The organism is Neobacillus drentensis (assembly GCF_036965645.1).
GTDB classification, from domain to species: domain Bacteria; phylum Bacillota; class Bacilli; order Bacillales; family Cytobacillaceae; genus Neobacillus; species Neobacillus drentensis_D.
On the sequence record NZ_JBALPZ010000201.1, the window covers coordinates 4706 to 16076 of the forward strand.

The following is an 11371-nucleotide window of genomic DNA, read 5'->3' on the forward strand; positions in this document are numbered from 1 at the left end:
CATGATGGATACGGTGGCTGGGGTGGATTCCCAGGACACGTCGGACACGGAGGGATGGGTGGTTACCCAGGTCATGGCGGACACGGAATGGGTGGATATCCTGGCCATTATGGACATGGAATGGGAGGTTACCCAGGACACGGTGGAATGGGAGGTTACCCAGGCCAAGGAGGACATGGTGGTATGAGCGGACTCGGAGGAATGTAATTTAATTTCTCCATTGAAAAAGGAAATACTCCAATAAACACAAAAAGCCTTGGCTCATACAAGGCTTTTTTTAATATGAATGACCTTTAAGCAGATTAAGCTGACAGGAAACACCAACATGATCATGAAAGCAGACAAACATTTACACATACAAAACTAAATAACATGCAAGAGAGGTTGATCAGACGGATAATGAAAGAATTGCCTTACTGCCAGTGATATACCTTTTGCTATATTAGTAGCCATTGTATAAATAAGATGCAAATTGGTGTATAATAAACCGCTCCCAAGGACTGCGTCATTTGTCAGAACAACCCCCATGACACTGCAATCTCCAATTGGAGGCAGGTTTTGTCCAAGGCCTAAGCCCGGCTTCATTGGACCACGGCGTAAAACAATCGAATTCACAAAATCCACCGATCCAAGCACACTATCAATCGAAATAACAAAACTATTTTTGGGAAAGGCGTGACGTGAAATTTCCGGAACAATGGTTGTTGCATCCATTGGGTACTCAAGGTTTCCTAATACCGTTAAATGATTAGGATATGTGTTTCGGAGTAAGGTTCCAACAAAGGGACCAAGGCTGTCACCACTAATTAAATTAGAACCAATCCCCACTACATAAATGTGCTTTGTACCTTCTGGAATGAGTGAATATAAGGTATTACGAATAAATAGAGGTGCTAGTCGATCATCATATGATATTACCTTTTCAAGGAACTTATGTTCCTTATTGTTGTACTGCAACGTTCCCACTACTGAACACCTCACAAAGATGGCTTATGAAAAAATATTCTTCATTTACACAGCAAAATCCTTCCTGATAAAATAAAAATCTACAAGGTGGGAAATATTGCTATAATTATTTTAGAGAAAACACAAGGAGGACCAAAATGTTAATTCAAAAAGCTGCCATAACTGAACTTGAACCGCTCTTAGAATTATTTGATTTATACAGGATGTTTTATAAGCAAAAATCTGATTTAGTGGGGGCTAAACAATTTTTAACAGAAAGAATAAGCCAGCATGAATCTGTTGCCTTTATTGCATTGGATGGAGAAAATCCGTTGGGGTTTGTTCAACTATATCCATCGTTTTCAAGTGTCAGCATGAAGCGGTCATGGATTTTAAATGACTTGTATGTAAAAAAAGAAGTCCGGGGAATGGGTGTTGGTGAGAATCTATTAAAAAAAGCAATTGAATTCGCAAAAGAGACAGGAGCAAAGGGTCTATTCTTAGAAACTGCTAGCGATAACGATAACGCCCAAAGACTCTATGAAAAAATAGGCTTTAAAAAAGAAACAAATTATTTCTATTATTATTCCATTTAAGTAGTACATTTAGAAATAACCCCATTTCCTAATAGAAAATGGGGGAGGGGGACGAGCTATTTTTTAGAAAGAAGTTCATCTAAATATTTAATCGTTTCTTCATAATTACCTGAAATTCTATCCTCGCGGAGTTGATCTTTTTTAAGTTTGTCCAATGATTCTGCCAGGATTTCCTGTTCTCTTGCTTGAGGTATTATGAGTACCCCGTCAACATCACCCACAACAATGTCACCAGGTTGGACAGATACTCCTCCACAGGAGATAGGTACATTGATTTCTCCACCCCCGTCTTTAGCACTAGCTGCCACAGTTGTCCCTTTGGCAAAGACGGGGAATTTTAAATCCTTGATTCCATTGACATCGCGAATGGCACCATCTGCAACTAGACCGCCAACGCCAAGAGTTTTAGCCATCCCTAAGAAAAAATCACCAGCAATTGCTCGATATTCATCCCCTTTAGCATCGACTACTAAAATAGAACCAGACTTCGCTTCTCGAATAGCTTTTAAAACGGCAAGATTGTCACCAACTGGAGTTTTAACAGTTAGCGCCCTTCCTGCAAGTTTATAATGATTTTCCAATGGTTTGATAGAAGGGTGCAGGTTATTCAACCCATTCATTGCGTCAGAAATACAGGTGGTCGGTAACTGTCGAAATTTCTCTACGATCTGGTCCATAAAAAAACTCCTCTACATTTATTTTCCATAGATTATTATAACTTGTTTTATAATAATCTGGAAATTTCAAAAAAAAGAACTTCCTTAGATAGAAGTCCTCTCAGCAGCTTTTATAGAATACTATTTTTTACAGTCGTGCTGTCATTCAAATCATTATCCAATATAAATGAGATAGGGATTAACATGGGTGCAATATCTCCATTTTGCTCGCCATATCCTTGATTGCGTTTGTAGGAAATAAATAAATCGGTTATTTGATTAGGTCCCATATTAAAAACAGATGCATGGTCGAAGACATTGATTTTTATATCTCCAAGGCTGACGTTCATCGGTGCAAAGATCAACTGTATCCCCCCTTAAACAATACTGTTTTTGGCAGTATTGCTATCCGTTACATCCGTATCGACGACATAGGATATCGGGATGTTAACAGGAGATAAATCACCATTTTGTTCTCCAACCCCCTGGTTTCGCTTATAAGAAAGCAACTGATCAACAAATTGGTTTGGCCCAAGATTTATATAAGAGGAATTATCCACTGTGTTGACTTTAAAGCCTAGAAAATTAATGGCCATTGGGGCGATATTCAAGTGTATCACTCCTAATCATTAAGTTTACCTGCCCTGATTTAAAAACTAGGGACTATTTATTTTTTTACTGGTTGAATCAATTGTATCGTCGTCCTGTATCAGATGGATTGGAACAATGGTAACGGAATCATTGCCTAATTGTTGACCAAATCCTTGATTCTTTTTTCCAACCACATTAATTCCTTTAAGAAAGGATGATCCAAAATTAACAGCACTTCCGTGGTCAGGGCTATTAATTTTCATGTTGCCAATATTGACATTTGATGGGTTGAAAATCAAGTTTTAATCCTCCTTTCATCATAAACCCAGTAGACTGTATTAATGAATATATTCAATGAAAAGGTTGATAAGAACATACCTTTAAGTCAAAAAAAAAGAAAGTGGGTCTGCCACTTTCGAAAGAAGGAAAACTTTCATGGGTTAGTACATCATATGTTGGTGCTTGTACGTGCATGTAGTGAACATGTCCATTTTAAATATGTATTTTAAAAAATAGGCTCAACATATCTTTTGGATAAGCTCAATGGAGTTATTTTTAGGTGAATTAACCATGTTTGAAACCTCGTATGTGTCCATTAAACCTTCATCAAAGGGAACAAGCAGGGGGGTTAAAATATTCTTATCTCCAATTTCCGGATTCAGCCAGGTCGGTTCATCTTTACGTTTTAAAATGACCGGCATCCGGTCATGGATATCTTTCATTAATTCATTAGGTCCCGTTGTGATCACGGAACAGGTATGGATTCGTTTTCCGTCCGGGGCCTTATACCCTTCCCAAAGTCCAGCCATGGCAAATAATTCATTGGACCTTAATTTAATCCGCATCGGAGTCTTTGTTTTATCACTGTGACGTTTCCATTCATAAAAACTATCAGCGATTATCAAACAGCGTTTTTTCTTAAAAGCATTACGGAAACTCGGTTTCTCCGTGATCGTTTCCGCTCTAGCATTAATCATTTTATTGCCAATTGAAGGATCATTTGCCCATGGAGGAACAAGACCCCATTTTAAAAAGCCCATGCGGTTTGAAGATCCGTCATTGATGACAGCTAGTACCGACTGGGAGGGGGCAATATTATAACTTGGAGCAAACAGTTCCTCGTCCAGAAAGGATTGAATATCAAACCGGTCCATAATCTCTTCAATCGTTGCTGTTAATGTGAATCGGCCGCACATTATTTTTCACCTCGAGTATTTGTTACATCTATTGTAGCAATAGCAAGAGTGGATTTCAAAAGTTTCCTAGTACGAGTTCTGACAATCTGTCCATTAATCGTCGAATCTATGATTCTTAAATGGACCATGTAAAAGAGAAGGGGGAGGATTGACAAGCACCAAAAAAAGGAGACCTCTTTTTTATAAGGTCTCCTAATGTTATTATCTTCTGGCAAAGTCGACAAATCGAAATTTATCGGGACGGTGCCTTGATTCTGTATATTGAAACAAAGTAGCATCATCTAAATAGACAAAGTTTTTAATTACCACCACATTGTGAAAATCCTCAAGGTCCAGCAGTGAACGGTCTTCATCAGTCGGTTCTACCACGATGATTTCTTTTTTTGCAAAACTGATGGTCAAGTTCAGTTCCTTTTCTAGGTATTCATATATGGAGTCCGCACAGATTTCTTCTGTTAGGGAAGGCACAAATTTGCTGCATAAATAATCTTTATCTAAAATGATTTTTTCACCGCTCATTTCCCTTGTCCGAACTACCTTCCATACCAGGTCCTTACTTCCCAGCTGTAATTGCTGCCGAATATAGCCATCAGGTTTAATTAAGGATAGCTCATTGACAATCGTAATGGGTTTTCTCCCCATTTTACTAGCTAATTCCTTAAAACTAACTAATCCGCTGACTGGAAAATCAAATTTACTGATGTCTATGACAATAGAACCTTTTCCTCTAACTTTTTGAATATAGCCGTTTTGTGAGAGCAAATTTAACGCTTTTCTAATCGTTTCCCTAGAAGTGTTATATTGTTCTTTTAATTCGTTTTCCGAGGGAAGAAGTGTTTGCGGAGCTAGGTCTCCATTTTTGATTTGCTCTACTATTGTTTCATAAATAGTTAGGTACTTGTTTGTCATAACGACATCTCCGTTCATTTTTTCAAGTGGTACGCAATTGACTCATATGGACGCAGCACCATTGCCTTCGTTGGATGTGCTTCTGAGTCATTATAGTTAGAGATTAACATTTCACAATGATGTTCATCAAGATTTAAGTGAGAAGGGAGGGTCACTGTCTTTTCTCTGCTATAAAAATTATTGATGACTAGTAATTTTTCAGAACCGAAGTTTCTAATAAAAGCAAAGATCTCAGGGTCTTGGTCTAAAATTAATTCAAAATCACCATCGGTAATGATATCATACTCTTTTCGTAATTGGATGAGTTTTTGATAGTGATAGAAGATGGAATCGGATTCCTGAATTGCCTTCTCTGCATTGATTTCTTTGTAATTCGCAGCAGTGTTAATCCACGGAGTACCAGTGGTAAACCCAGCATTCTCACGATCATTCCATTGAACAGGGGTTCTGGAATTGTCACGAGACTTTTGCTTTAAGATCTCAATGATTTCTGGCTCTCCCATGCCTCTATTTTTTAAAATCTGAAACATATTTAATGACTCGACATCACGATATTCATCAATTGAGTTGAAGTTTGGATTGGTCATGCCAAATTCTTCGCCTTGATAAATATAAGGAGTACCTTGCATTAAATGGAGCGTAGTCGCCAGCATTTTAGCGGATTCATTAAGATAATGAATATCATCGCCAAAGCGGGAAACGGCTCTAGGCTGGTCGTGATTGCACCAGAAGAGGGCATTCCAGCCGCCGCCTTCGTTCATTTCGATTTGCCATGTGGATAGGATATCTTTCAAAGCTTGAAAATCAAAATCAGCTCTTGTCCATTTATCGCCATTAGGATAATCCACTTTCAGGTGATGGAAGTTGAAGGTCATATTTAATTCCTCTTTGTCAGGATTCGAGTAACGAATACAATTATCAATGGAAGTAGAGGACATTTCTCCAACCGTCATGATATCGTATTTAGAAAACACTTGCTGATTGATTTCATGTAAAAACTCATGAATTCTAGGGCCATCTGTATAAAATTTACGGCCATCGCTCTCATCTTGAGGGAAGTGCTGGTCCTTTGAAATTAAATTGATGACATCCAAACGAAATCCGTCCACACCTTTTTTTAACCAAAAGTGCATCATTTCATATAGAGCGGCACGTAATTTTTCATTCTCCCAATTTAAGTCTGCTTGAGTGACATCGAACAAATGAAGATAGTATTGCTGGGTTGTTTCATCAAATTCCCATGCTGATCCGCCGAATTTTGATTCCCAGTTAGTAGGGGGTTCGCCGTTTTTGCCATCTTTCCAGATGTAGAAGTCTCTGTATGGATTATCTTTGGAGGACTTGGCTTGTTTAAACCATTCATGCTCCGTCGAGGTATGATTGATGACGATATCCATAATAATTTTGATTCCGCGTTGATGTGCTTCTTGAAGCAGTAAATCAAAATCTTCCATTGTACCGTAGTCATCATGAATGGAATAGTAATCGCTAATATCATATCCATTATCCCGCTGTGGAGATTTATAAATGGGTGTTAACCAAAGAACGTCCACACCTAGTTTTTTTAAATAGTCTAATTTATTAATAATACCTTGAATGTCTCCGGTACCATTTCCAGTCGTATCATTAAAACTTTTTGGATAGATTTGATAAACGACCGCTTTTTTCCACCATGCTGTTGACATGAAAAACACCTACCTAATTATTTTGTTTAATCTAATGTGGAAAAGGAGGGAGATGGTCTCCCTCCTGTATGGAGTGCTCATTATTTGCTAAGCTTTGCCTTATTTAAACCTGTTTTTGCAAAGATTGTAGTCAAAATGAAGGGAACTACGATTGCAATCAGCATACATACAGCGAACATAGCCATATATTTTGGCTGGATCGAAAGAATACCTGGAAGACCGCCAACACCGATGGAGTTAGCCATTACGCCGCTCGCCACTGATACAACGCCTGCCACCATGGAACCAAGCATCGCCGCCAAGAATGGGAATCCGTATTTAAGGTTAATACCAAACATCGCAGGTTCTGTTACACCTAAATAACAGGAGATCGTTGCTGGGATCGATACTTGCTTTTCTTCCTCGTTTTTACGGTTGATAAAAATCATCGCAAGAACAGCTGAACCCTGAGCAATATTTGATAGAGCAATCATAGGCCATAGGTTTGTACCTCCAAACTGACTTACTAATTGAAGGTCAATTGCATTCGTCATATGGTGTAATCCTGTAATGACAAGCGGTGCATAAGCGAATCCGAAAACTGCTGCAAACAACCAGCCAAATGATGAAGTTAAGCTAGAATATACAACGTGAGAGATACCAGCGCCAATTTGCCAGCCGATAGGACCTAGAATTGTATGTGCAATTAATACAGTTGGAACTAAGGCAAAGAACGGTACAACAATCATGGAGATTGAGTTTGGAACGATTTTACGTAATCTGGTTTCAAAAAATCCTAATACTAATCCAGCTAAAATAGCGGGAATAACTTGTGCTTGATAACCAATCATTTCAATTTTTGCAAAACCAAAATCCCAAGTTGGAATTTCTTTTGCACCTGCAACAGCATAAGCATTCAATAATTGCGGTGATACTAATGTAATACCAAGAACGATCCCAAGAATTTGAGATGCACCCATTTTCTTAGCTACTGACCAAGTGATTCCGACTGGAAGGAAGTGGAATATTGCTTCACCTATCAGCCACAGGAACGAGTAAACACCGGACCAGAATTGAGATACTTCAACAATTGTTTTTGTTCCGTCATCTAGTAATTTAATGTCACCGATTACATTTCGGAAACCAAGGATTAAACCACCGACGACTAGGGCTGGAATTAATGGTGTGAAAATTTCCGCTAAGTGCCCCATCATACGCTGAATCCAATTTTGATTCTGCTTTGCTGCCTTTTTGGCTTCTTCTTTAGATGTTCCATCAACACCAGCAATTTTTACAAATTCGTTATAAAAGCTGGGTACTTCGTTGCCGATAATTACTTGGAATTGACCGGCCTGGGTAAATGTACCTTTTACAAGTTTGATGGATTCAATTTCTTTTACATTTGCTTTACTTGGATCGTTTAAAACAAAACGCATTCTTGTCACACAGTGAGTAACGGCTGCGATATTTTCTTTACCGCCTATGTGTTTAAGTAGATCTTTCGAAGGATCTGTATACTTCGTCATTTCTTTTCCCCCTAAAAAATGGTATAGGACCATTTTCCTTTTTATTAATATAAAACCCGAAACATACATGCTTTGTGTACGGTTTCATTAACCTTCTTTGCTTGTATATACAAGTTTTGATTACGGTTTCATTGTAGCTTGTATATACATGTATGTCAACCAATAATTTTTAAGTTTTTTTATAGCATAAAATCACTATTATTTTGGTGCTCATCCAATTAATCCATACATTTGCATCATTTAGGTAAAAATGTAATAAAAGTATTTTAATATTTTAAAATAAGCTTTTGAAATTACTTTCCTACTTTACAGCAATAAATCATTGATTGAAGATTCGGAAAATGGTAAAATGAACTTGTTTAAATTCTTCTGAGTTTAGACCTCCTAATTGTGAGAGCTTAGCCTAGACCACTAAGTTCTCTGTTTGAACCTTTGAATCTATTCAAAGGTTCTTTTTTTTGATGTGTTGGTGGAATACCTAACTATAATTTGGTAATATGTGTGCAGGGTATATGTCCTTAAAAGCGGGGGAGCATGACATTGGAATTTATGACATTCAATCAGTGGGATGACCATGTCTGGGAATTAGTTAGTCCGATTTATGATCAAGCATTTGAAGGTAAAGGGGCAAAGCCTAAAAAAATTATCCGGAATATGTTTCAAAAACAGCTTTGTTATTTACATATTGGGCTAGATGATGGCCGAGTAACAGCAATGGCGTTAACTGGTATATTGAAAGAAGCAAATTCATTGCTAATTGATTATTTAGCGGTCAAAGAAGAACTGCGAGGGCAGGGCATGGGGAGACATATGCTGGAGTATATTGAGAAGTGGGCCAGGAATACAGGGAACTATAATAGTTTAATCCTTGAAGTGGAAGCTTATAAGACGTCGGAAAATCAGGCCAGGGTTACATTCTGGGAGAGGTGCGGTTTTGTCTTGACGGAATATATCCATCAATACATCTGGGTCCCCGAGCCCTATCAGGCAATGTATAAAAAAATAACGTCTGACACTAAATTATCATCCGATGGGAAGATTCTATTTACCTATATCGGACAATTCCATAAAGAGTCCTTCCAGCAATAATTTTAAAGAGAAATTGTATTTTCAATATCTAAATGGTTGGAATCAAAAAAGGCTGCTTTTTACAGCCTTTTTTTGATTTCTTGTTTAAAACCATTACTCTAAAAATCTGCTTTTCCATTCAGGGGACGGGAGCAGACAACTTTCGTTTTTTCCAAACCATTTATATCGATTAGAAGCCACGTAATTATAGACATAATCTCGAAGGAAGGGAGGAACGACTAAAAGAATGGTCAACAGCTTCCAAAAACCCATCAGCTCTTTACAGACTCGTAAAGCAGCATCTGATTTTAGATAAAACTTCCCGTCCTCCAATAAAACAAAACTGTTAATATCAGTCCGTAAGCCATGTTTTTTCAAAAGCTCCTGACCAATCTTTCCTTGAATGGAAGTGAACTTAAAAATTCCATTAAGGTCTCTTTTTAAAATAAATTGAACGCTGCTATTACAGAGATTACATTGACCGTCGAATAAAATAATCCGTTCCATTTTATCTACCCTCTTTATCCTAATAGGTCTAACAATGCAGATCAGCTTCTAATCATTATCATAACATCTTTAACTGAAGAATCCTGACGAATCGTCTCTTCGGAGTTGTCCACCCTATATGTACAATGTCCACGAATGGTGCCTGACACCCTTATATGTACAAATTTTAAGAGTGTCATATGACACTCTTTTCTGATTTATCCCAAAAAGCTTGTTTAAAATTAGCTAAAAAAAAATCTACTTAGGTCATATGCATGGTTTTTATATGCTGGAAGTGGATATAAATAGGGTCTTCTTTTGCACTAATTAATTCAACAAAATTGTTATTAATAGATTGAATCTTTCCGATCACATTTTCATTTTCCCCAATATTAAACACGATTAATTCTCCGAGTAATTTTTCAATTTGAACTTCAAAGGACCGCGCAAACGTAAGATTGCTTGGACTCACCGGTAGACTCGCGTTACTTAATCCGTATGGGCGTTGATTGTTCGTATACGGAATTAACCACTTTAAGTGATTTAACGAGATAAACATGGTTTTATAAATGGGGGAGTAGAAGACAAAGTAATTATTCATGATACTAATGATATAACCATGTAAAGCTTGGTTACTTGTGACATAAATTTCTGTAAATATTCCTTTTGCTGCTGTTAGGGTCTTCCGTAACGAAATCTCTTCATTATGATTATAAATGGGGGTTGGTTCGTCATTCATGGCAATTTCATCAATTTCATATTGTTTCATAAACTGCCAATTTTGAATATGAATGGTAGGGATATAAAGATAATCAATCCCGTTAAAAATAACCCATAAATCACTTCCGATATCCACTAAAAGACCATTGATAAATTTCTTACCTGAGATTTCAAGTTTAATATACTTGCCTATATTCTCTTTTAATTTCACGAACTCACATCCTTTCCTAGATAGTTCCATTCACAAATAGAGTTGGGCTAATAAGATTGTTTCATTATCCAATTTATATAATAATTAGATTTGCCCAGCGTCTATTTGTAAGAGGTCATGGATGCCGTCAAAAAGCTTTGTTCGATAGAGCCATCTGATTTTATCATGTTAATGTGTGAATTAGAAATGAAATGTTCGACTATTCTTTCTTGGCCAGCCTGCAAACGGGAATGATCTTTCTTGATTTTTAGAAATGGGTTCACCAGTAAAGCGGAAGGCTCTGGTTTCTTGATCTTTTTGTTTCCACACATTATTAGTATCATTCACGACTTTCTCATTTGTTGTAGTTTCTACTTTCTTAGGTGCGACATCTTGTGAAATAACAGGTATTGAGGCGGCAACAGCTTCTTGAGTATTTTCTTGTTTCTTTTCCTGTTTGGATGAAGTGGAAGTGGATGTTTGATTATAAGACTTTTCAGCTTCTTTTTGCGATTTTGATTCCTGTGATTTAGAACCTTTTGAGTTGTCTTTCTTATAATCCTTCTGACCGTCATGTTCATCCCGTTGCTTTTTATCTTTTGAAGAGTTTTCAACCTTTGCTTCTTTTATCGTAGCCGTTGATTCCGTTTTGACCGGTTTAGACCATACCATCTTGTGGTTTGAATCGATTCCAATTGTGGCTACAGATTCAAATTGTTTTTCGGAATTTTCGGAGTCCGAAATGGTTTCTGCTATATACTCTTTCGGTGACTGACCAGAACCTTCATCCTTCTTTTTCTCTTTCTCTTTTGAATCCTTTGAGT

The 11371-nt window shown here is 37.4% G+C and carries 15 protein-coding genes; 3 read left to right on the plus strand and 12 right to left on the minus strand.

Annotation, left to right across the window (positions count from 1 at the left end; all coding sequences use genetic code 11):
- Positions 1-207, plus strand: a 207-nt coding sequence (locus V7266_RS27975) for a hypothetical protein (RefSeq protein WP_335472491.1), incomplete at its 5' end; no start/stop codon positions are given.
- A 156-nt stretch (positions 208-363) separates the two neighbouring features.
- Here V7266_RS27975 and yyaC read toward each other — a convergent pair.
- Complete coding sequence (gene yyaC, locus V7266_RS27980) at positions 364-966, minus strand: spore protease YyaC (protein WP_335472492.1); 603 nt, start codon at positions 964-966, stop codon at positions 364-366.
- 137 nt (positions 967-1103) lie between these two features.
- Here yyaC and V7266_RS27985 point away from each other — a divergent pair, with 137 nt between their 5' ends.
- Positions 1104-1541: a GNAT family N-acetyltransferase gene (locus V7266_RS27985; RefSeq protein WP_335472493.1), complete on the plus strand. Its 438-nt coding sequence runs from the start codon at positions 1104-1106 to the stop codon at positions 1539-1541.
- 56 nt (positions 1542-1597) lie between these two features.
- Here V7266_RS27985 and V7266_RS27990 read toward each other — a convergent pair whose 3' ends face one another.
- From V7266_RS27990 to treP, 8 genes are all read right to left on the minus strand, one after another.
- On the minus strand, positions 1598-2218 hold the full coding sequence (locus tag V7266_RS27990; protein ID WP_335472494.1) for an RraA family protein: 621 nt from the start codon (positions 2216-2218) through the stop codon (positions 1598-1600).
- Positions 2219-2328: 110 nt separating this feature from the next.
- Positions 2329-2562: a hypothetical protein gene (locus V7266_RS27995; protein WP_335472495.1), complete on the minus strand. Its 234-nt coding sequence runs from the start codon at positions 2560-2562 to the stop codon at positions 2329-2331.
- 12 nt (positions 2563-2574) lie between these two features.
- Positions 2575-2793 (minus strand): hypothetical protein, encoded by a 219-nt coding sequence (locus V7266_RS28000; protein WP_420491513.1) that lies wholly within the window; start codon positions 2791-2793, stop codon positions 2575-2577.
- Positions 2794-2853: 60 nt separating this feature from the next.
- Complete coding sequence (locus tag V7266_RS28005; protein WP_335472497.1) at positions 2854-3087, minus strand: hypothetical protein; 234 nt, start codon at positions 3085-3087, stop codon at positions 2854-2856.
- A gap of 219 nt (positions 3088-3306) precedes the next feature.
- Entirely contained in the window at positions 3307-3984 is a 678-nt protein-coding gene (locus V7266_RS28010; protein WP_335472498.1) for an SOS response-associated peptidase, read from the minus strand.
- 201 nt (positions 3985-4185) lie between these two features.
- A complete protein-coding gene (treR, locus tag V7266_RS28015; RefSeq protein WP_335472499.1) occupies positions 4186-4893 on the minus strand; it encodes a trehalose operon repressor in 708 nt (235 codons plus the stop codon).
- Between the two features lie 14 nt (positions 4894-4907).
- Entirely contained in the window at positions 4908-6578 is a 1671-nt protein-coding gene (gene treC / locus V7266_RS28020; RefSeq protein ID WP_335472500.1) for an alpha,alpha-phosphotrehalase, read from the minus strand.
- 80 nt (positions 6579-6658) lie between these two features.
- Positions 6659-8083 (minus strand): PTS system trehalose-specific EIIBC component, encoded by a 1425-nt coding sequence (treP, locus tag V7266_RS28025; RefSeq protein WP_335472501.1) that lies wholly within the window; start codon positions 8081-8083, stop codon positions 6659-6661.
- A 549-nt stretch (positions 8084-8632) separates the two neighbouring features.
- On the opposite strand from treP, the gene V7266_RS28030 reads away from it, so the two are divergent.
- Positions 8633-9172 (plus strand): GNAT family N-acetyltransferase, encoded by a 540-nt coding sequence (locus V7266_RS28030; RefSeq protein WP_335472507.1) that lies wholly within the window; start codon positions 8633-8635, stop codon positions 9170-9172.
- A gap of 93 nt (positions 9173-9265) precedes the next feature.
- On the opposite strand, the gene V7266_RS28035 is transcribed toward V7266_RS28030, so the two are convergent.
- The 3 genes from V7266_RS28035 to V7266_RS28045 all read right to left on the minus strand — a co-directional run.
- Positions 9266-9658: a thiol-disulfide oxidoreductase DCC family protein gene (locus tag V7266_RS28035; protein ID WP_335472502.1), complete on the minus strand. Its 393-nt coding sequence runs from the start codon at positions 9656-9658 to the stop codon at positions 9266-9268.
- 241 nt (positions 9659-9899) lie between these two features.
- On the minus strand, positions 9900-10568 hold the full coding sequence (locus V7266_RS28040; protein WP_335472503.1) for a DUF2642 domain-containing protein: 669 nt from the start codon (positions 10566-10568) through the stop codon (positions 9900-9902).
- A 180-nt stretch (positions 10569-10748) separates the two neighbouring features.
- A partial coding sequence (locus tag V7266_RS28045) for a hypothetical protein (RefSeq protein WP_335472504.1) occupies positions 10749-11371 on the minus strand: 623 nt, incomplete at its 5' end.